Annotated in this window: 17 protein-coding genes, 1 tRNA gene and 2 pseudogenes; 5 read left to right on the top strand and 15 right to left on the bottom strand. The window is 66.7% G+C overall.

Annotated elements, in window-relative coordinates; translation table 11 throughout:
- Positions 1-17: 17 nt before the first annotated feature.
- The 6 genes and pseudogenes from H6927_14770 to H6927_14745 all read right to left on the bottom strand — a co-directional run bounded on the left by H6927_14770 (position 18) and on the right by H6927_14745 (position 5,568).
- Positions 18-1,238: pseudogene (locus tag H6927_14770) on the bottom strand (site-specific DNA-methyltransferase).
- A pseudogene (locus H6927_14765) lies at positions 1,235-1,729 on the bottom strand (site-specific DNA-methyltransferase). The pseudogenes H6927_14770 and H6927_14765 overlap by 4 nt, the downstream one beginning before the upstream one ends.
- A gap of 77 nt (positions 1,730-1,806) precedes the next feature.
- Positions 1,807-2,646 carry an ATP-binding protein gene (locus tag H6927_14760; protein MCP5219359.1) on the bottom strand — a complete coding sequence of 280 codons (840 nt, stop codon included), beginning with the start codon at positions 2,644-2,646 and terminating at the stop codon, positions 1,807-1,809.
- Entirely contained in the window at positions 2,615-4,141 is a 1,527-nt protein-coding gene (locus H6927_14755) for an IS21 family transposase (protein ID MCP5219358.1), read from the bottom strand. The genes H6927_14760 and H6927_14755 overlap by 32 nt, the downstream gene beginning before the upstream one ends.
- Before the next feature lie 149 nt (positions 4,142-4,290).
- Positions 4,291-5,142 (bottom strand): ImmA/IrrE family metallo-endopeptidase, encoded by an 852-nt coding sequence (locus H6927_14750; protein MCP5219357.1) that lies wholly within the window; start codon positions 5,140-5,142, stop codon positions 4,291-4,293.
- Between the two features lie 84 nt (positions 5,143-5,226).
- The gene (locus tag H6927_14745; GenBank protein ID MCP5219356.1) at positions 5,227-5,568 is read right to left on the bottom strand and encodes a helix-turn-helix transcriptional regulator; all 342 of its coding nucleotides are present in this window, start codon (positions 5,566-5,568) and stop codon (positions 5,227-5,229) included.
- Positions 5,569-5,813: 245 nt separating this feature from the next.
- Between H6927_14745 and H6927_14740 the strand changes: the two genes are divergently transcribed.
- The 3 genes from H6927_14740 to H6927_14730 all read left to right on the top strand — a co-directional run bounded on the left by H6927_14740 (position 5,814) and on the right by H6927_14730 (position 8,347).
- A complete protein-coding gene (locus H6927_14740) occupies positions 5,814-7,049 on the top strand; it encodes a hypothetical protein (GenBank protein ID MCP5219355.1) in 1,236 nt (411 codons plus the stop codon).
- 3 nt (positions 7,050-7,052) lie between these two features.
- Complete coding sequence (locus tag H6927_14735; GenBank protein ID MCP5219354.1) at positions 7,053-8,042, top strand: hypothetical protein; 990 nt, start codon at positions 7,053-7,055, stop codon at positions 8,040-8,042.
- Positions 8,043-8,116: 74 nt separating this feature from the next.
- A complete protein-coding gene (locus H6927_14730; protein ID MCP5219353.1) occupies positions 8,117-8,347 on the top strand; it encodes a DUF2188 domain-containing protein in 231 nt (76 codons plus the stop codon).
- 294 nt (positions 8,348-8,641) lie between these two features.
- On the opposite strand, the gene H6927_14725 is transcribed toward H6927_14730, so the two are convergent.
- The 3 genes from H6927_14725 to H6927_14715 all read right to left on the bottom strand — a co-directional run bounded on the left by H6927_14725 (position 8,642) and on the right by H6927_14715 (position 10,974).
- Positions 8,642-8,717, bottom strand: a tRNA-Ala gene (locus H6927_14725).
- Between the two features lie 26 nt (positions 8,718-8,743).
- Positions 8,744-10,090, bottom strand: a complete 1,347-nt coding sequence (locus tag H6927_14720; protein ID MCP5219352.1) for a Gfo/Idh/MocA family oxidoreductase — start codon at positions 10,088-10,090, stop codon at positions 8,744-8,746.
- An 11-nt stretch (positions 10,091-10,101) separates the two neighbouring features.
- Positions 10,102-10,974 (bottom strand): NAD(P)-dependent oxidoreductase, encoded by an 873-nt coding sequence (locus tag H6927_14715; GenBank protein ID MCP5219351.1) that lies wholly within the window; start codon positions 10,972-10,974, stop codon positions 10,102-10,104.
- A 164-nt stretch (positions 10,975-11,138) separates the two neighbouring features.
- Between H6927_14715 and H6927_14710 the strand changes: the two genes are divergently transcribed.
- Positions 11,139-12,026 carry an alpha/beta hydrolase gene (locus tag H6927_14710; protein MCP5219350.1) on the top strand — a complete coding sequence of 296 codons (888 nt, stop codon included), beginning with the start codon at positions 11,139-11,141 and terminating at the stop codon, positions 12,024-12,026.
- A gap of 86 nt (positions 12,027-12,112) precedes the next feature.
- Here the strand turns inward: H6927_14710 and H6927_14705 are convergent, their stop codons facing one another.
- Both H6927_14705 and H6927_14700 read right to left on the bottom strand, forming a co-directional pair.
- On the bottom strand, positions 12,113-13,090 hold the full coding sequence (locus H6927_14705; GenBank protein MCP5219349.1) for a GMP reductase: 978 nt from the start codon (positions 13,088-13,090) through the stop codon (positions 12,113-12,115).
- Between the two features lie 136 nt (positions 13,091-13,226).
- Positions 13,227-14,363 carry a M20 family metallopeptidase gene (locus H6927_14700; GenBank protein MCP5219348.1) on the bottom strand — a complete coding sequence of 379 codons (1,137 nt, stop codon included), beginning with the start codon at positions 14,361-14,363 and terminating at the stop codon, positions 13,227-13,229.
- 47 nt (positions 14,364-14,410) lie between these two features.
- Here H6927_14700 and H6927_14695 point away from each other — a divergent pair, with 47 nt between their 5' ends.
- Positions 14,411-16,777, top strand: a complete 2,367-nt coding sequence (locus H6927_14695) for a UvrD-helicase domain-containing protein (GenBank protein MCP5219347.1) — start codon at positions 14,411-14,413, stop codon at positions 16,775-16,777.
- 311 nt (positions 16,778-17,088) lie between these two features.
- Here the strand turns inward: H6927_14695 and H6927_14690 are convergent, their stop codons facing one another.
- The 4 genes from H6927_14690 to H6927_14675 all read right to left on the bottom strand — a co-directional run bounded on the left by H6927_14690 (position 17,089) and on the right by H6927_14675 (position 20,896).
- On the bottom strand, positions 17,089-17,928 hold the full coding sequence (locus H6927_14690; GenBank protein ID MCP5219346.1) for an ATP-binding protein: 840 nt from the start codon (positions 17,926-17,928) through the stop codon (positions 17,089-17,091).
- The gene (locus tag H6927_14685; GenBank protein MCP5219345.1) at positions 17,897-19,423 is read right to left on the bottom strand and encodes an IS21 family transposase; all 1,527 of its coding nucleotides are present in this window, start codon (positions 19,421-19,423) and stop codon (positions 17,897-17,899) included. Before H6927_14685 ends, H6927_14690 begins: the two co-directional genes overlap by 32 nt.
- A 151-nt stretch (positions 19,424-19,574) precedes the next feature.
- Positions 19,575-20,561 (bottom strand): homoserine kinase, encoded by a 987-nt coding sequence (locus tag H6927_14680; GenBank protein ID MCP5219344.1) that lies wholly within the window; start codon positions 20,559-20,561, stop codon positions 19,575-19,577.
- Between the two features lie 11 nt (positions 20,562-20,572).
- Positions 20,573-20,896 (bottom strand): hypothetical protein, encoded by a 324-nt coding sequence (locus tag H6927_14675; GenBank protein MCP5219343.1) that lies wholly within the window; start codon positions 20,894-20,896, stop codon positions 20,573-20,575.
- Between the last annotated feature and the right edge of the window lie 102 nt (positions 20,897-20,998).

Genomic DNA, 20,998 nt, shown 5'->3' with positions numbered 1-20,998 from the left:
AGATCGTCGAACGCCACCCCATCGGATTCGCGGGTGGCTTGCTCTCCGGTCCAGTCCTGCCAGCGGCGCACGATCACATCGACGTACTTGGGGTCGAGTTCGATCAAGCGCGCCAGCCGTCCTGATTTCTCGGCGGCGATCAGCGTCGTGCCCGAGCCGCCGAACGGGTCGAGCACCACGTTGCCCGGACGGCTCGAATTGCGGATCGCCCGCTCCACCAACTCCACCGGCTTCATCGTCGGGTGCAGGTCGTTCTTCGCCGGCTTCTTGATCTGCCAGACATCGCCCTGGTCGCGGTCACCGCACCAATGGCGCTGCGCGCCCTCGGCCCAGCCGTAGAGGATCGGCTCGTATTGGCGCTGGTAATCGGCGCGGCCCAGCGTGAAAGTGTTCTTGGCCCAGATGATGAACGTCGACCAGTGGCCGCCGGCGGCGCGGAACGCGGCCTGCAGCACGTCGAGTTCGCTGGAGGACATTGCCACGTAGATGCCGCCTCGGCAACTGGCGATGGTCGGCGTGAGCGCCGCCAGCAGGAAGTCGTAGAAGCCGTCGCCGAGGTTGTCGTTCAGGATCGCCCGGCTCTTGCCGCGCAGTCTGTCTTTCGACGTATTGGCGTAGTTCACGTTGTACGGCGGATCGGTGAAGACCATGTCCACCTGTTCGCCGTCCAGGACGCGCTCGTAGCTTTCGGCGTTGGTGGCGTCGCCGCACAGCAGCCGATGGCCGCCGAGCAGCCAGACGTCGCACGGACGCGAGACCAGCGTCTCGCTCACTTCAGGCATCGCATCGTCGTCGGTCTGACCTTCACCCTCCGGCTCATCGCCCGCCATCAATTCAGCCAGCGCATCGGCATCGAAGCCGGTCAGCGAGAGGTCGAAGTCATCGTCCTGCAAAGCGGCGATCTCGATGCGCAACATCGCGTCATCCCACCCTGCGTTCTCGGCGATGCGGTTGTCCGCGATCACCAGGGCCCGGCGCTGGGTGGGACTCAAGTGATCGAGCACTACCACCGGCACCACCTCCAGTCCAAGCTTCTGGGCGGCGGCGAGCCGCCCGTGGCCGGCGACGATCACGCCGTCGCTGCCCGCCAGGATGGGATTGGTGAATCCGAACTCGGCAATCGATGCGGCGATCTGCGCGACCTGTTCATCCGAATGGGTGCGCGCGTTGCGGGCGTAGGGCAGCAGCTTGGCCGTCGGCCACTGCTCGATCTTGTCGGCAAACCAGGAGGCGTTCATTGCGCGGCCTCCGTCGCGGCCAGACGATCCTTGGCAACGTCGTCGAAGGGCTGGCCGGTGGCCACCAGCGTGACGGCCACGCCCGGATGGTTCTGCTGGAAGCGCTTGATGGCGACATCCACGTACTCAGGGGCGATCTCGACTGTGCGGCAGACTCGACCGCTGCGCTGGGCCGCCAGCATCGTCGTGCCGCTGCCGCCGAAGGGTTCGAACACTATGTCGCCAGCGTTCGAATAGGCCTCGATCACGAACTCCGGCAGCGCGACCGGGAACACGGCAGGATGATCGATGTCCTGACCGATCTTGCCCTTGTGGCGCATCACGCGGATCACCGAATCAGGAATGCGCATGTCCTGCGTCGGCTGGCCCGCGTGCGTCCAGCCGTTGACTTCGCCATCCTTCCTGCGCATCGCGGTGGATGAGCCATCGGCGCGCAGGTGCGTTTCCTGCCCGGCGAACTTGCAGGGCACGATCTTGTTGGGCTTGCGGCTGGCGCTGTTGATTCATCAGCACAACTGAGCCAGTGATCACGTTGAATATTGAGCCACTGGGTTGATGGATTCTTTGACTATTCGGTTGTGGATAAGTCTATCGGGTCTGCTGTTTTTCGATCTCCTTTCTGGCTCTTTGGGCGTTGCTTTGGGGGAGCCGCGCCAGCGGCACTGGAGTGCTTGAATCGCCAGCTCTCGTTGCCCGTCTCGACGATGTGGCAATGGTGCGTGAGCCGGTCAAGCAAGGCCGTGGTCATCTTGGCGTCTCCAAAGACGCTGCTCCACTCCGAGAAGGTGAGGTTGGTGGTGATCACCACGCTCGTTCGCTCATAGAGTTTGGAGAGCAGGTGGAACAGCATCGCGCCGCCCGACTGCGTGAATGGCAGGTAGCCCAGTTCATCCAGGATCACCAGATCGACGTACATCAGGCGGTGCGCCATTTGCCCGGCCTTGTTCTGCGCCTTCTCCAGCTCCAGGGCGTTGACCAGCTCCACCGTTGAGAAGAAGCGCACCCGCTTGCCATGCATGCGAATGGCCTCGATCCCCAGGCTCGTGGCCAGGTGGGTTTTACCCGTGCCGGGGCCACCAACCAGCACCACGTTGTGCGCCGACTCCACGAAGCGAAGGGTGTGCAACTGGCGCACCAGTGCTTCGTCGAGCTGCGCGTGGGCGAAGTCAAAGCCGGCGAGGTCACGGTGCGAAGGGAAGCGCGCCACGCGCATCTGGTAAGCCATGGAACGCACCTCACGCTGAGCGGTCTCGGCCTTGATGAGCTGGTGCAGCACGGCCTCATGATCCAGCGACTTCATGCGGGCGGTGCCCAGTACCTCCGGCCAGGCACTGGCCATGCCGTGCAGGCCCAGCGCTTTGAGGGCATCAATGACGTCATGCATGGTCGGACTCCGGTGATGCCTCATGAGGCTGGACGTTGCGCAGTGCGTCGTAGCGCTGCAGGTTGGCCAGTGGCGGCGTGTTGAGCTTGAGCATCGTGGCCACCGGTGGCTCGGGCACGCGCTGCTCCTTCAGACGCGAGAGCACGTTGAGCACGTGCTCGGCACTCACCCGCCCGGACTGCAGCGCCAGCTCTACCGCCACCACCACGGCCTCCAGTCCATGCAGGCTCACCCCCATGAGCACCTGCGCCATCACCCTGTCGCCACCGCTGTGGCGCAGCAACTGGCGCTGCATTTCCTGCAGTGGCTCGGGCATGGTCTTGAAGGGCGCGCCGTTGCGCAGCGCGCCGGGCTTTCGCTCGATGAGCGCGATGTAATGCATCCAGTCGTAGAGCGTCTGATCACGTTCGAAGCTGCGCGCCAGGCGCACCTGTCGCCCATCGGGCCCGACCACCAGCAGGCCATCCGCGTAGGCCCGCAGACTGACCACCGCATGAATCCATTCACACGGCACGCTGTAGCGGTTGCGCTGGAAGTGGATCAGTGCGGTCGCAGAGACCCGTACCGGCTGCTCCACGTAGCCATCAAACGCACGGGGGTTGGGCATGAGACGAGCACGTTCGTCCTGCCAGACATCGGCCACCGTGAGCTGAGTCCATTCCGGGTGACTCATCTCAGCCCAGGCCTTCACGCAGGCCTGCTGCAACCAGTCGTTGAGTTCACCAAGCGTCCCCCAGCGCCGCTCGCTGGCCTCACGCCAGATGTCCTTGCGCCGATCCTGAACGTTCTTCTCCACGACCCCCTTCTCCCAGCCGGCGGCCCGGTTGCAGAACTCCGGCTCGAACAGGTAGTGCCCGGTCATCGCCTCGAAGCGTGCATTGACGCTGCGCTGTTTGCCATGGCCGACCTTGTCCACAGCGGTCTTCATGTTGTCGTAGATGCCCCGCCGGGGCACGCCACCGAAGAGGGCGAACGCCCGTGCGTGCGCATCGAACAGCATCTCGTGCGCTTGGCTGTAGTACGCCACCAGGCAGAAGGCGCGACTGGCCGCCAGCTTGGTGTGTGCCACTTCCAGGCGGCGGCGCAGCCCGCCGATGAACAGGTACTCGCAGCTCCAGTCGAACTGGAACGCCTCGCCCAACTCGAAGCTCAGCGGCACGAACCCCGCACCACGCGCAGCGTTGCCTTGCTCTTGCTGCCAGCGCTGGGCAAAGGCGTAGACCGGCCCTCGGCTGCCGCTGTAGCCCTGCGCGCGCAGCGCCTCAAACATGGCCTTGATCCCGCGTCGATCGCGTTTGCTGCGATGGCTATCGGCCTTGAGCCATTGGCTCAACTGCTCCTTGTACGGATCCAGGATGCTGGGGCCCGACACCCGCTGCGGGTATCGGGGTTCGGCCATCTGCCCGTCTTTGAGCCACTTGGTGGCTGTGTTGCGCGAGATGCCCAGGCGCCGGCTGGCCTCGCGCACCGACACGTCCTGCCTCAGCACGAGGCGGCGTAACTTGCTCAATGTGCTCACGTTGATCACTCCTGCTCCCCCGTGCTGAAAAATTCAGCAGGATAGAGCGGCAACGTGGCTCAAATTTCAACGTGAATGCGTCCCGAAATGGCCCAGCTTTGGAAATGAATCAACAGCGGGCCATTTTCTTTTTCCTGATTCGTTCAAAACTATCGCTGATCCGGCAACTGCCCGTTCGAGACGAACTGATCGTAGCTGTCGAAACTCTCACCGTCCTGCCATGACCGATCCCATGCGCGCGGCTCTGCGCTTTCGAGCAGTAGCAGCGTGAGGATGCGATCACGGGCGCCGTAGCTGTGCTTGAACTCGCGCAGCTTCATGTGCTGCGCTTCCTCCGGACACCAGATCGCGGCGGACATCTCCGTGCCATCCCATTCCTGATCGACGCTGGCGTCGGCGGCCAGCGTGCCCGGCAGCGGTTCCTGCGGATCGGCGTTGCGCCGGATGCGCGCCCGCGTCTTGACGGCGCTGCTGCTACGCCATTCGTACTTCACGTAGCCGTTGTCCCAATAGACGAGGATCGCGCGCTGCGTGGTGAACTTGATGAAGCGGATGCACAGCGCCTCGAACGAAACCTGAAACCGCTTGGCGATTGCGCTGAGGACGTGCAGGTCGATGCGCTGGTTCGAAATCCAGTCACGCAGCAGATCGCCGGGCATCAGCAAGTTGCTGGCGAAGTCGTCGGCTTCGCGTTCGATGACGCGGATGGTGTCGACGCCGGAGTAGACGCTTTCCTTGTCGCAGTTGAAGCTCTGCTGCTGGCCGCGATGGAGGATGAAGTGGCCCAGCTCATGGGCGATGGTGAAGCGTCGACGTTCAGGGCTGGCCTTGCCGTTGTAGAAGATGCCCCACTCGGCCGCATCCTTCGGGTTGCGCACCAGCATGCCTTCGCAACTGTCGACGTCGAGCACCATCGGCGCCTTGATCTCCCGCGCGCCTGTGCCGTAGGGCGTGCTCGGCAGCATCTGCCGGACGATCTCCAGATCGATGGCGTCGGGCATGCCCGTGCTGTACCACGCCCGCAACCACTTCTGGACGGTGTTGGCGGCAATGGAGCCAGTGAGGGTCTGCGCTGCGCTCAATCCTCAGTCCCCGCCTTGGCTCTTGTCGGGGAACATGATCTTGAGTGCCTGCCGGTAGCGATCCTTCTCCTCGTCGGTCATCCCGGCGTACTCGCGGAAGAACGCCACATCCTCGGGGCTAGCTTCGGGTGCCTGCTGCATGGGCGTCCCCATCACATCCTCCATCGTCACGCCGAGCACCTGGGCGATCTTCTGAATCCGCTCGGCGGTGGGGCGCTGCCCATCCTTCATTTCCAGCTCCCAGATGTAGGCCTTGGTGCAGCCGACCGCGTCGGCGACCTGTTGCAGGGTCAGCTTCTTCGCCTCGCGCAAGCGTCGCAGGCGTGCTCCAAACGCCGAAGCCATGGCGATGCTCCTGTAGTAGGTAAACGGTCAATCAATGAAAACAAGACTCACAGTATAGCCGCGAGATACATAAAAGGTCTAGATGTGCCCCGTTGATTGACAAGCGGAAATCCGAGGGGCAGAATCACGCTTGTATCTCGTGACTTTACTTGTACGAGTTACGTGTTCAGTAACCCTGTCGCTGGCCCGTGCAGCCCGAACATCGGTCGCAGACCTCCGACGCCGATCCAGAAAGGACGAACAAGATGAAGAAAACCTTTGTCGACGTGATGCTCGAACTGCCGGTGGATGCCACGCTGCGCGACTTCCTGACCACGCATGGCCTGCCGGTGCCCGACGGGTTCGCGTGGGACGACATGCCGGAGACCAGCCAGTTCTTGGTGGAGGCGGTCAAGGTGTGGCCCGACACCGCCGCCCGCGACCAGATGATCGCCAACCTCATGGCCGCAGTCCAACTGGGCGACGCGGCGGGCAAGCAGGCGATGTTTGAGGCCGTGGTGGCAGACGGTGCCGCACTGGCCGGCCTGACGCTGTGCCGCAGCGACGTCCATCGCTCGTTCTGGCTGTACGTCAACCACCCGACGCTGTTCGAGCGCGCCTACGACTTCAGCTTCTGGGAGCACCACGGGCCGCAGACCCAGCAATACGATCTGGGCCTCAAGCGCCAGCCGAACGGTTCGGACACCAACCTGGCCGCGCTGCGCCACGCGATCTCGGCTTTCTACAAGCGCGAAATGCAGTGTGGCGACAGCAGCGTGGCGCACTTGGTCGAGCGCAGCCCCGGCGTGTTCCTGCTCACCGTCCACGTCAAGGACATGGCCATGCTGCGGCTGGAGTTCGAGGGTTCGACCCTGAAGCGCCGCGTCGGCAATCCCAACATCCACATGGTGTTGGAGTACGCCAAGTCCACCGGCGTGGTGCGCACGCTGGTACGCGGCGGCGCGAAGTACCAGCAGATGCTGGTCGAGGCCTTCGCCGAGCATGTGCTCGGCGTGAAGGCGAACGCGCACCGGATCAAGTCGCCCACCCTGGATTTGTCGATGTTGCGTACCGGCTTCGATGCGCCGGAGGCGTTCGAGGACGGCTTCTCGATGGTGCAGCTCAAGGCGCTCACGCTCCTCAGCCCCGACACCGCGCTGAAGATCGAATGCACCGCGATGCAGTCCAGCCAGCAACGTTCGGTGCATGAGCTGCTGAAGGAGAAGCTGCCCGGCCCGCTGGAAGGTCAGTGGGCGGTGACGGCGGCGCAGGTCAATCTCTACTACCCGCCCGAGCCGGGCCGGACACGCCCCAAGGTGGTCACCATCGAAGTGACCAGCAAGGGGAGGCTGAACCTGCACAAGTTCGACGCCAAGATGCAGGCGCAACTGGAGGGCTATCTGGTCGCAGTGGGCATCTTGCAGAAGGGCCAGACCCTGAGCGCGCAGGAGCTTCCGCCTGAAGCAGATGCGGTCAGTTCGTCATCGGCATTCGAGGACTGATCGATGGCGACGCACGATGCCTGGGCCCTGGTCTGCCGCCTGTTCGCGGGCGGCACGCCCGTGCTGCGCACCATGCTGTCGCTGAACGAAATCGCCTCACTCTCCGTACTCGGCAAAGCAGTCAAGCCAACGACGGTGGATCAGTCGTTCGTGCTCTGCCCCCATTGCCAGCAACATCGGGCGCAGGTGTGGGGTGATGGTCGCGGCGGTCGGATGTGCCGCTGCCCGGACTGTGGGCCCGTGGCCGTCGAAGTAAACGACGGTGCGGCGTTGGCATTGGACGAGGATTGGCTGCGACAGAAGATGCGCCTCGCACTTGGCATCGAGAGCCGCGACGGCATCGATGATCTGGGCGGCGAGGTGTGGCGGCTCGGCGATGCTCGACGGTCGCCCGTCCTGCTGACCCGCGACCTGACGCGGGTGCTGCACGAACCCGCGCTGCTGGATCGCGTGCGCGTGGCGGGCGGCGACATTCGGGTGATCACGCCGAGGCCGAGCACGACTCGCGGCTCGCCTTTCGGTGCGTGCGTCGAGTGGTTGGTGCTGGAGGAACGCTTCACGTTCTACGGCGGCGGGATCACGTTCATCGCCTCGCCGTCGTCTGCGACGCCAGTGGTCGTCGATTTGGCCACGCCGGTCAATGGGCCGTTCTCGGCGGACTTCAAGTGGGCGACGCTGCCGGACATCAGCAGCGCGCCGATCCAATTCACCGACGGTCAGGCCAAGGTGTTCGAGGCGCTGTGGTCGTTCAAGGGCGAAGCCACGACGGCGGATCGGATCATGCCGCGCGCCGGGCTGGACAGCGCCAAACCCAGCGACCTGTTCAAGATCAAGGCGAAGGACAAGGGCAAGCCGGAGCCTGCGGCACAGCACGCGGCTTACGGCGCGCTCGTGGTCACGCAGAGGCGCGCAGGGCTGTATTCGATGCCGTGCGCGGCGGGCGCGGTGGACTCCCTACGCCAAACATCGGGAAAGGAGGTCTCCATGACGTGATCTCACCACCCGATGCGCCGAGGCTCGCGCGGACTTCAAGAGCCTGACCTTTTCAATTTTTTGGAGTGCTTGAAATGAGCGGAAAAAACCAATGGGTCGTACCCATCAACGGCGGCGATCAATGGGGTGTGCGGGGAGAAGGCAATGACCGTCTCACCTCCATCCATGACACGCAACAACAGGCGATTGACCGTGCGCGGGACATCGCCATCAACCAGCAGAGCGAGATGTTCATCCAAGGACGTGACGGCCAGATCCGTGAGCGCAACAGCTACGGTGACGATCCGTTCCCGCCCAAGGGCTGACGTGGAGGCTGGCCTCGCGGGTTTGCCGTTCTGCTTTGCCCGTGCAAACCCGCGAACCAACCATTCCCGTCGGCACACGCACAAGTGGTTGATGAACAACGCCGTCTGCGAGTGCCACGGCGAAGAAGTTGGCGCAGGTTTCGAGAGAAGATAGGGCGGAACAGGGGCGAACCGGGCGCCTCGCGGCGGTCGGGCGACCGGCTGGTGGCACCCGCAGAATGGCCGGGAACCCCGCGTGGTGTGTGGAATCCGCAAACGAAAACGCCCAACCGAGAACGGTTGGGCGCTGAATAGTGGTGGAGAGGAGGAGGATCGAACTCCCGACCTCCGCATTGCGAACGCGGCGCTCTCCCAGCTGAGCTACCCCCCCACGAGGGATCGTCATTCTAGCGCAAATCAGGCGGCGGGCGGCAGCGTGGTTTCCATCTGCTGGCGGATTTGCCAGGCGCGCGTGCTGGTGTCCATGGCGACGTCGGCCCAGGTCAGGCACTGGCCCCTGGCGACGGGGCGCAGCACCTTCACGTCGTGCGCCAGGCCCAGCGGCAGGCCGCCTTGGGCCACCGACTGGCGGGCCGGTTGCAGCTTGCCCCAGACGGTGGTGCCGCCTTCGCCGTCCAGCAGCTCGCCGGGCTTCAGGTCGCGCTTGGCGGTGGCCACCACGTCGGCGTGCCAGCCTTGCGCCACGCCGGTGGCCTCGCGCCGCAGGGCGACGCTGGCCACGCTCAGGCCGACTTCCAGGCCGATCAGGTGCCAGCGCTTGTAGAGCGTGAAGTAGCGGCCGCTGTCGTCGGTGTGGGCGTTGTACTCTTCGAAGCAGTGCTGGATGTAGTCGGTCTCGGCCTGCACCGTCACCCACACGCCCATGCGGATGTCGTAGTCGATGGGCGTGCCGTCGGGCCGCAGGCAGGAGATGACCTCGACCATGCCTTTCCGGTCCAGCACGCCGCCTTCGCTGCGCGGGCGCGTCAGGTTGGGGATGTCGGCGATGCTGCCGCTGGGGTAGGCCAGGCCGCCCGCGGGCACCGACAGGCCGGTGGCGTTGGCGACGGCGGTGCTTTCGATGGCGGGCTTGCTGCCGTCCAGGAAGCTGTTGAACATCTTGGGGTTGAGCCCGCCGCGCGCGGCCTGCTCGGGCGTGAGGCCGTAGTAGCCCCACACGGTCTCGGGCGTGCTTTCGCAAAAATGCGGCAGCCACTTGTGGCCGCGCCCGGCCGCGACGACGGGAAAGCCGCAGGTGCGCGCCCAGTCCACCAGGTCGCAGATCAGCGCGGGCTGGTCGCCGAAGGCCATGGAATAGACCACGCCGGCCTCGTGCGCGCGGCGCGCCAGCAGCGGGCCGCAAAAGGCGTCGGCCTCGACCGTGACGTTGACCACGTGCTTGCCGTGCGCGAAGGCCTCCAGGCAGTGGTCGACCGCAGCGATGGGATGGCCGGTGCATTCGACGACGACGTCGATGGTTGGGTGGCGCACCAGGGCCTGCCAGTCCTCGCCCACGTGGGTGCTGCCGAGCTTGAGCGCCTCGTCGATGCTGGCGGCGTGGGCGCGCTCGGGCTGCCAGCCGACGCGCGCCAGGTTGGCGCGGGCGTTGGCGGGCGACAGGTCGGCAATGGCGGCCAGGTGCACGCCGGGCGTGCGCGGCACCTGCGCCAGGTACATGGAGCCGAACTTGCCGGCGCCGATCAGGCCGACGCGGATGGGGCGGCCGGCGGCCGCGCGTTGCTGGAGCTGGTGGTGCAGGCTCATGGGCAAGCAGGCTACTTCATCTGGTTGCGGCGGGCCAGCTCGACGAACAGGCCCGAGTGGTCCAGCTCGCCGTCGCCGTGCGCCACGCCGTCGGCGTACAGGCGCTCCAGCGCGGCGGTGATGGGGGCGTCGAAGCCCATGCCGGCGGCGGTGTCCAGCGCGTTGCGCATGTCTTTCAGCTGCACCGTCATGCGCCCGCGCGGGGCGAAGTCGCGCGTCACCATGCGCTCGCCGTGCAGCTGCAGGATGCGGCTTTCGGCAAAGCCGCCGCCGATGGCCTGGCGCACCTTGGCCGGGTCGGCGCCGCCCTTCTCGCACAGCAGCAGCGCCTCGGCCACGGCGCCGATGGTGATGCCCACGATCATCTGGTTGGCCAGCTTGGCCAGCTGCCCGGCGCCGTGCGGGCCCACGTGCGTGGCGCGGCCCAGCGCCGCGAACACCGGCGCGGCACGCTCGAAGTCGGCCGCCTCGCCGCCGGCCATGATGGCCAGCGTGCCGGCCTCGGCGCCCACGGTGCCGCCGGAGACGGGGGCGTCCAGGTGATGCACGCCGCCGCGCTCGGCCAGGCGCCGGGCGTGCTCGCGCGCCTCGGCCGGCTTGATCGAGGCCATGTCGATGAACAGCGCGCCGGCGTGCATGGCGTCGGCGGCGCCCTGCTCGAACAGCACGCTGGCGACGACGGGGCCGTTTTCGAGCAGGCTGACGACGGCGTCGGCGGCCCGCACCGCATCGGCCAGGCTGGCATGCACCGCCACGCCATGCGCGGCCAGCGGCGCGGCCTTGTCGGGGCTGCGGTTCCAGGCGTGCACCTCGTGCCCGGCGGCGGCCAGGCGGCGCGCCATCGGAAAGCCCATGTGGCCGGTGCCGAGGACGGCGAGTTTCATGCGCAACTCCTGAAATGAGAGCGCCCGGCGGACGTGTCGTGGCGCGCGGCGGCGGCTCGGTGCTGGGCCCGCATCCCGCGATGGGCCGGGCAAAAGACTGGCATTCTGCCCCATCCCCGGGCCGGCTCGGCCCGCCTGGCTTTGCGTCAGAATGGCGGCCGACCATGCCCCGAATCGACGATCTGCCCCACCACTACCCCGCGCCCACCCAGCCCGACACGCAATGGCTGGAGCGCATGTACAACAACCTGATGCGCGTGCCGGACCATGGCGACTACTTCGCGCGCTGGACGGCGCAGTCGGCGCAGGTGCGCGCCAGCCTGCCCGGCACGCTGGACGTGGCCTACGGCGAGGCCCCGCGCGAGCGGCTGGACGCCTTCGCGGCGCCACGGCGGCGCGCGCCGCTGGTGGTGTTCGTGCACGGCGGCTACTGGAAGGCCATGGACAAGTCGCAGCACAGCTTCATCGCCGGGGCGCTGCACGACATGGGTGCCGCGGCGGTGCTGCCCAACTACACCCTGTGTCCGCAGACCAGCATCCCGCAGATCACGCTGCAGGTGGCGCGCGCCGTGGCCTGGGCCTGGCGCCACGCGGAGGCGTTGAATGCCGACGCGCGGCGCCTGACGGTGATCGGCCACTCGGCCGGCGGCCAGCTGGCGGCGATGATGCTGGCCTGCGCCTGGGACGTGCTCGACCCCGGCCTGCCGCCGCGCGTGGTGCGCGGCGCCATGGGGCTGTCGGGCCTGTACGACCTGCAGCCGCTGATGCACACGCCCAGCCTGCAGGAGCGATTGCGCCTGACGCCCGACCAGGTGCGGCGCGCCAGCCCGGCGCGCCTGCCCGCGCCCACGCACGGGCGCCTGCTGGCCGTGGTGGGCGGCGCGGAAAGCGGCGAATACCTGCGGCTCAACCGCCTGATCCAGCAGGCCTGGGGCCGCCAGCGCGTGCCGCAGGCGGTGGCGCTGCCGGGGCTCAATCACTTCAGCATCGTCGATGCGCTGGCCACGCCCGGCCACCGCCTGAACCGCATGCTGCGCGAGCTGATCCGCTGAAAAACCAGGCGCTATGAAAAAAGAAGCTGCTGGCGCTTGTTCCGTGCGCGCCAGCAGCTTCTTTCATTCAGATTTTTGGCCGCCGTTCACATGAACAGGTGCTCGCCCGCGTTGTCCCCGCCCAGGATGACGTAGTTGACCTTGCGCACGTCGGCCAGCTTGGTGCCGCCGGCGTAGCTGATGGAGCTTTGCACGTCCTGCTCCATCTCGATCAGGGTGTCGGCCAGCTTGCCCTTGATGGGCTCCAGGATGCGCTTGCCTTCCACGTGGCGGTACTCGCCCTTGTTGAAGTCGCTGGCCGAGCCGTAGTACTCCTTGTACAGCTGGCCGTCGACCTCCACGGTCTGGCCGGGCGACTCCTCGTGGCCGGCGAACAGCGAGCCGATCATCACCATCGAGGCGCCGAAGCGGATGCTCTTGGCAATGTCGCCGTGGCTGCGGATGCCGCCGTCGGCAATGATGGGCTTGGTGGCCACGCGCGCGCACCACTTGAGCGCCGACAGCTGCCAGCCGCCGGTGCCGAAGCCGGTCTTCAGCTTGGTGATGCACACCTTGCCCGGGCCCACGCCCACCTTGGTGGCGTCTGCCCCCCAGGTCTCCAGGTCGATCACGGCCTCGGGCGTGGCCACGTTGCCGGCGATCACGAAGGACGCAGGCAGCCTGGCCTTGATGTGGCGGATCATGTCGCGCACCGTGTCGGCGTGGCCGTGGGCGATGTCGATGGTGATGTACTCGGGCGCCAGGTCCTCGGCGGCCAGCTGGTCCACCGTGGCGTAGTCGGGCGCCTTCACGCCCAGCGAGATGCTGGCGTACAGGCCGTGCTGCTTCATCTCGCGCACGAACACCACGTTGTCCAGGTCGAACCGGTGCATGACGTAGAAGTAGCCGTTTTCGGCCAGCCAGCGGCTGAGCGGCTCGTCGACCACCGTCTTCATGTTGGAGGGCACCACCGGCAGCCTGAAGCGCCGCCCGCCAAAGTCGATGCCGGCGTCGCACTCGCTGCGGCTTTGCACGCGGCACTTGCGCGGCAGCAGCAGGATGTGGTCGTAGTCGAAGATTTCCATGAGGCTCCAAGCTCCTGTCGATTCAGCTAAGGGAAGGGCGCTTGGCCTGGCCGCCGGTCTTGTGCCGCGCCGAGAAGCGGGCACAAAAAACCGGGCCAAGAAAATCTTGGGCCCGGTGATTGATTGTAGGGGTTTCTCAGTCCAGGTGCGCCAGCAGGTGGTGCCAGAAGCGCGCGCGGGTCTGCAGGGTGGACACCTGCACGTATTCGCCCCAGGTGTGCGCGCCGTCGCCGTCGGCGCCCAGGCCGTCGATGGAGGGCGTGCCCACGGCCGAGGTGAAGTTGGCGTCGCTGCCGCCGCCGGTGGGCGGGGCCTCTTCCAGCACCAGGCCCACCGCCTGCGCCGACTGCTGGGCGCGGCGCAGCAGCTGCACCGCCTTGTCGTCGCGCACCATGGGCGGGCGGTTGATCTCGGCGTCGATCTCCAGCGCCACGTCGGGCCCCATGGGCTTGAGCTGGCGCATCCGCTCGGCCACCTCGTTGGCCGACACCAGATCGCTGAAGCGAAAGTCGACCACGCACCGGCAAAACGCCGGCACGGTGTTGGCGGTGGTGCCGCCTTCGATGGTGCCCACGCTCACGGTGATGCCGCGGGCGTAGTCGGTCATGGCCTCCAGCGCCAGCACCTGGTGCGCCATCTCGCGCACGGCGCTGCGGCCCTGCTCGTGCGCCACGCCGGCGTGCGCGGCCACGCCCCGGGCGGTGATGACGGTGTTGCCCGTGCCCTTGCGCGCCGTCACGCAGCGCCCGCCGCCGGCGCGCGCCGGCTCGCACACCAGGCAGTAGCGTGACTGGCGCGCCAGCGCCTCGATGGAAGCGCGCGAGGCATGGCTGCCCACTTCTTCGTCCGGCACGATCAAAAAGTCCACCGGCAGCCGCGTGGCGCCGGGCTGCGCCAGCGCGCCCAGGGCCGTCAGCGCCAGAAAGATACCGGCCTTCATGTCGTAGCCGCCGGGGCCGTAGAAACGGTCGCCCTCCACGCGCACCGGGTTGTGCGCCAGCGTGCCGATGGGGTGCACCGTGTCCAGGTGGCCCAGCACCAGCAGGCCGGGCCGGCGGTCGCCTTCGGCGCGGTTGTGGATGTGCAGCAGGGGCAGCCAGGGGGCGTCGGGCCCGGTCTGCACCTGCGTCAGGCTGGCGTGCAAACCGTGCTTCAGGGCATGGTCGCGGATCATTTCGGCCATGCGTGCCAGCGCCGCCGGGTCGCTGGAGGGCGACTCGCAGCGCAGCCATGGGGCCATGCCTTCGACCAGTTGTTCGGTGCTGATGTTCATGGCCTGCATTGTGACCATGGCCGGCGGCGCCTTCCTACAATCGGCGCATGAATGACTTGTTGGCTGCGCCGGCCGCGCACGAATCGCCCCTGCTGGCCGGGCTGAACGCCGAGCAGAAAGCCGCCGTCACCCTGCCGCCCGAGCACGCGCTGATCCTGGCCGGCGCCGGCTCGGGCAAGACCCGCGTGCTGACCACGCGCATCGCCTGGCTGCTTCAGACGGGGCAGGTGTCGCCCGGCGGCGTGCTGGCCGTCACCTTCACCAACAAGGCGGCCAAGGAGATGCTGACACGCCTGACCAGCATGCTGCCGTTGAACGTGCGCGGCATGTGGATCGGCACCTTCCACGGCCTGTGCAACCGCTTTCTGCGCGCGCACCACAAGCTGGCGGGGCTGCCGCAGGCGTTTCAGATCCTGGACACGCAGGACCAGCTCTCGGCCATCAAGCGCCTGTGCAAGCAGTACCAGGTGGACGAGGAGCGCTTTCCGCCGCGCCAGCTGCAGTGGTTCATCGCCGGCTGCAAGGAAGACGGCCTGCGCCCCGCCGACGTGCCCGCCAGCGACAGCGAGGCGCGCCGCAAGGTGGATATCTACCAGCTGTACGAAGAGCAGTGCCAGCGCGAGGGCGTGGTCGACTTCGGCGAGCTGATGCTGCGCAGCTACGAGCTGCTGCGCGACAACGACGCCGTGCGCGAGCACTACCGCCGGCGCTTTCGGCATCTGCTGATCGACGAGTTCCAGGACACCAACCGCCTGCAGTACGCGTGGATCAAGCTGATCGCCGGGCTGCCGGCCGAAGGTGGTGGTGGCGCCATCCTGGCGGTGGGCGACGACGACCAGAGCATCTACGCCTTTCGCGGCGCGCGCGTGGGCAACATGGCCGACTTCGTGCGCGAATTTCAAGTGCAGCACCAGATCAAGCTGGAGCAGAACTACCGCAGCCACAGCAACATCCTGGATGCCGCCAACGCGCTGATCGGCCACAACCGCCAGCGCCTGGGCAAGAACCTGCGCACCGACGCCGGCGCCGGCGAGCCGGTGCGCGTGCTGGAGGCGCCGAGCGACTTTGCCGAGGCCGAGTGGGTGGTGGAAGAACTCCGCCAACTGGTGCGCGATGAGGGCCTGCCCCGCAGCGGAATCGCCGTGCTCTACCGCAGCAACGCGCAAAGCCGCGTGCTGGAGACGCAGCTGTTCAACGCCGGCGTGCCCTACCGCGTGTATGGCGGCCTGCGCTTTTTCGAGCGGGCCGAAATCAAGCATGCGCTGGCCTACCTGCGCCTGCTGGAGAACCCGCGCGACGACACCAGCTTTCTGCGCGTGGTCAACTTTCCGCCGCGCGGCATTGGCGCGCGCACGCTGGAGGCGCTGCAGGACTCGGCACGCGGCCTGGGCACCTCGCTGCATGACGCGGTCAGCAGCGTGCCCGGCAAGGCCGGCGCCAACCTGGCGGCCTTCGTGGCCCGGCTGGACGTGCTGCGCGAGCAGACCGCCGGCTACACCCTACGCGAGATCATCGAGCAGATGCTGGAGGCCAGCGGCCTGATCGAGCACTACCGCAGCGAGCGCGAAGGGCAGGACCGCATCGAGAACCTGCAGGAGTTGGTCAACGCCGCCGAGAGCTTCGTCACGCAGGAAGGCTTTGGGCGCGATGCCGTGGCGCTGCCGGTGGATGAGCAGGGCGCGGTGCTGACGCAGAGCCCGGCGAGCCAGGGGATCGATCCGGATGCGCCCATGCTGGATGCGGCGATCGACGCCGACACCGGCGAAACCCTGAGTCCTCTGGCCGCCTTCCTCACCCACGCCGCGCTGGAGGCTGGCGACAACCAGGCCCAGGCCGGGCAGGACGCGGTGCAACTGATGACGGTGCACGCCAGCAAGGGGCTGGAGTTCGACGCGGTGTTCATCACCGGGCTGGAGGAGGGGCTGTTTCCGCACGAGAACGCGCTGTCCGACGCCGGCGGGCTGGAGGAAGAGCGCCGCCTGATGTACGTGGCCATCACCCGCGCACGCCGGCGCCTGTACCTGAGCCATGCGCAGACGCGCCTGCTGCACGGGCAGACGCGCTACAACCTGCGCAGCCGCTTCCTGGAGGAATTGCCCGAGGAGGTGCTCAAGTGGCTCACGCCGCAGCGCGGCGGCTTCGGCTCGTTTGCTCCCCAAGCCATAGCTGCTCGCGCAGATTGGGCGCCGGCTGCAGGCCGATTTGGCTTGAATTCACGAAAGCCCCAGCCCACGCCCCCGGCCGCCGGCGGCGCCATCCGCGCCGGCCAGCAGGTGTTTCACAACAAGTTCGGCGAAGGCCGCGTGCTGGCCGTGGAGGGCACGGGCGACGATGCGCGGGCGCAGGTCAACTTTCCGCGCCACGGCGTCAAGTGGCTGGCGCTGTCGATTGCCAAGCTGACGGTGGTGGAGTAGGGTCCGCTAATGCTATGGAAAGGGCTATGTAGCCCATAAAAACTTGGCCTACCAAGCCACCCGACGCGGTGCGTTCGTCGTACGGACAGGAAGCGAAACGTCAAAGAACAGGCTTTTATGAGCTACTCTTTGAGTCGCCTTGTCAAGGAGTTTCCTGTGGTGTTTCAGTCTCCTCAAAACTCGGGGTGGTTTAGGTTCCAGTATTGAAATATATTGATGCAAACAATAAGAGGTGCGATTGTTGATTCATCAGCACAACTGAGCCAGTGATCACGTTGAATATTGAGCCACTGGGTTGATGGATTCTTTGACTATTCGGTTGTGGATAAGTCTATCGGGTCTGCTGTTTTTCGATCTCCTTTCTGGCTCTTTGGGCGTTGCTTTGGGGGAGCCGCGCCAGCGGCACTGGAGTGCTTGAATCGCCAGCTCTCGTTGCCCGTCTCGACGATGTGGCAATGGTGCGTGAGCCGGTCAAGCAAGGCCGTGGTCATCTTGGCGTCTCCAAAGACGCTGCTCCACTCCGAGAAGGTGAGGTTGGTGGTGATCACCACGCTCGTTCGCTCATAGAGTTTGGAGAGCAGGTGGAACAGCATCGCGCCGCCCGACTGCGTGAATGGCAGGTAGCCCAGTTCATCCAGGATCACCAGATCGACGTACATCAGGCGGTGCGCCATTTGCCCGGCCTTGTTCTGCGCCTTCTCCAGCTCCAGGGCGTTGACCAGCTCCACCGTTGAGAAGAAGCGCACCCGCTTGCCATGCATGCGAATGGCCTCGATCCCCAGGCTCGTGGCCAGGTGGGTTTTACCCGTGCCGGGGCCACCAACCAGCACCACGTTGTGCGCCGACTCCACGAAGCGAAGGGTGTGCAACTGGCGCACCAGTGCTTCGTCGAGCTGCGCGTGGGCGAAGTCAAAGCCGGCGAGGTCACGGTGCGAAGGGAAGCGCGCCACGCGCATCTGGTAAGCCATGGAACGCACCTCACGCTGAGCGGTCTCGGCCTTGATGAGCTGGTGCAGCACGGCCTCATGATCCAGCGACTTCATGCGGGCGGTGCCCAGTACCTCCGGCCAGGCACTGGCCATGCCGTGCAGGCCCAGCGCTTTGAGGGCATCAATGACGTCATGCATGGTCGGACTCCGGTGATGCCTCATGAGGCTGGACGTTGCGCAGTGCGTCGTAGCGCTGCAGGTTGGCCAGTGGCGGCGTGTTGAGCTTGAGCATCGTGGCCACCGGTGGCTCGGGCACGCGCTGCTCCTTCAGACGCGAGAGCACGTTGAGCACGTGCTCGGCACTCACCCGCCCGGACTGCAGCGCCAGCTCTACCGCCACCACCACGGCCTCCAGTCCATGCAGGCTCACCCCCATGAGCACCTGCGCCATCACCCTGTCGCCACCGCTGTGGCGCAGCAACTGGCGCTGCATTTCCTGCAGTGGCTCGGGCATGGTCTTGAAGGGCGCGCCGTTGCGCAGCGCGCCGGGCTTTCGCTCGATGAGCGCGATGTAATGCATCCAGTCGTAGAGCGTCTGATCACGTTCGAAGCTGCGCGCCAGGCGCACCTGTCGCCCATCGGGCCCGACCACCAGCAGGCCATCCGCGTAGGCCCGCAGACTGACCACCGCATGAATCCATTCACACGGCACGCTGTAGCGGTTGCGCTGGAAGTGGATCAGTGCGGTCGCAGAGACCCGTACCGGCTGCTCCACGTAGCCATCAAACGCACGGGGGTTGGGCATGAGACGAGCACGTTCGTCCTGCCAGACATCGGCCACCGTGAGCTGAGTCCATTCCGGGTGACTCATCTCAGCCCAGGCCTTCACGCAGGCCTGCTGCAACCAGTCGTTGAGTTCACCAAGCGTCCCCCAGCGCCGCTCGCTGGCCTCACGCCAGATGTCCTTGCGCCGATCCTGAACGTTCTTCTCCACGACCCCCTTCTCCCAGCCGGCGGCCCGGTTGCAGAACTCCGGCTCGAACAGGTAGTGCCCGGTCATCGCCTCGAAGCGTGCATTGACGCTGCGCTGTTTGCCATGGCCGACCTTGTCCACAGCGGTCTTCATGTTGTCGTAGATGCCCCGCCGGGGCACGCCACCGAAGAGGGCGAACGCCCGTGCGTGCGCATCGAACAGCATCTCGTGCGCTTGGCTGTAGTACGCCACCAGGCAGAAGGCGCGACTGGCCGCCAGCTTGGTGTGTGCCACTTCCAGGCGGCGGCGCAGCCCGCCGATGAACAGGTACTCGCAGCTCCAGTCGAACTGGAACGCCTCGCCCAACTCGAAGCTCAGCGGCACGAACCCCGCACCACGCGCAGCGTTGCCTTGCTCTTGCTGCCAGCGCTGGGCAAAGGCGTAGACCGGCCCTCGGCTGCCGCTGTAGCCCTGCGCGCGCAGCGCCTCAAACATGGCCTTGATCCCGCGTCGATCGCGTTTGCTGCGATGGCTATCGGCCTTGAGCCATTGGCTCAACTGCTCCTTGTACGGATCCAGGATGCTGGGGCCCGACACCCGCTGCGGGTATCGGGGTTCGGCCATCTGCCCGTCTTTGAGCCACTTGGTGGCTGTGTTGCGCGAGATGCCCAGGCGCCGGCTGGCCTCGCGCACCGACACGTCCTGCCTCAGCACGAGGCGGCGTAACTTGCTCAATGTGCTCACGTTGATCACTCCTGCTCCCCCGTGCTGAAAAATTCAGCAGGATAGAGCGGCAACGTGGCTCAAATTTCAACGTGAATGCGTCCCGAAATGGCCCAGCTTTGGAAATGAATCAACAACTGGGCGCCGGCGGCGGCGGGGACGACGTTGAGCTTCATGGCGTGATGGGCGCGGCCGCGCGCTGGCGCAGCACGCGCTCGAAGTGGCGCGGGTCGTGCGGCGTCAGCAGGCTGGCGCTGCGCGGCAGGTGGAAGTCCCACAGCCGCGAGATCCAGAAGCGCAGCGCCCCGGCGCGCAGCATGGCCGGCAGCAGGCGCCGCTCGGCGTCGGTCAGCGGGCGCACGGCCTGGTAGGCGTCCAGCAGGGCGCGGGTGCGCGGCTCGTCGGTGGCGCCGCTGGGCAGGTCGATGGCCCAGTCGTTCAGCGTCACGGCCAGGTCGAACAGCCAGGTGTCGACGCCGGCGAAGTAGAAGTCGAAGAAGCCCGTCAGCTCGGGCTGCTCGGGCGTGCCGGCAAACATCACGTTGTCGCGGAACAGGTCGGCATGCACCGCGCCGCGCGGCAGCGCGGCGTAGGCGCTGCCGGCGGCCACGTGGTTCTGGTAGGCCAGCTCGGCGCGCAGCAGCGCGGCCTGCGCCTCGTCCAGGTGGGGCAGCACGGCGGGCGCGGTCTCGTTCCACCAGGGCAGGCCGCGCAGGTTGGGCTGGCGCCGCTCGTAGTCGCGCGTGGCCAGGTGGGCGCGCGCCAGCATGTCGCCCACGGCGGCGCAGTGGGCGCGGCCGGGGTTCAGCTCGCTCTTGCCGCGCAGGCGGTTGACCAGCGCCGCGGGCTTGCCGCACACGGTGTGCAGGATGTCGTCCTCGCCGGCCGGCACGCGCGCGCCCTCGGGCTTGGCCTGCGGCTCGGGCACCGGCACGCCGTGCTGCGCCAGGTGCTTCATCAGGTGCAGGTAAAAGGGCAGCTGCGCGTGCGTCAGGCGCTCGAACAGGGTCAGCACCCATTCGCCCGTGCTGCTGGTGACGAAGTAGTTGGTGTTCTCGATGCCGCCCTCGATGCCGCGCAGGGCCTGCAATTCACCCAGGTCCAGCGCCTGCAGCAGGGCGCCGGCCTCGCGTTCGGAGACTTCGGTGTAGACAGCCATGCGGCAACGCGTCAGAAGCTGAGCACGTTCCAGGTGCGCCGGCCGGCGCCGTCGCGGCCATCGGGGTGGCTCGGGTTGGCGGGCTGCACGTTGTAGGGTGGCACGTCGGCCTTGGGGTGCACCGTGATGGACTGCGTCTGGCCGCCCACGCGCAGCTCGTCGATGCGGCTGCCGGCGTCTTCCACCTCGATGCGCTCGATGCGCTGCGAGGCGCCGCCCGGCGCGGTCTGCTCGCGCACCACCGGCGCGTTGGCGGGCGCCTGGGTGGCGGCTGCCGGCGCGGGCGCCTGGGCGCTGGCCACGGCGCCGATGCCCAGGCACAGTGCCGCCAGCACGGCCCGAAAAACAAGGTTTGAACGCATGGATTCATTGTAGTTGCGATGGGGCCTGGGAGCCTGGGCGGCAGAAGCTGCGTCGGCTGCAACGCGCGAGAAAAC

The organism is Burkholderiaceae bacterium (genome assembly GCA_024235995.1).
GTDB lineage: Bacteria > Pseudomonadota > Gammaproteobacteria > Burkholderiales > Burkholderiaceae_C > Ottowia.
Note: the sequence above shows the minus strand (reverse complement) of the source record. Positions and strands in the feature narration are given on the sequence as shown.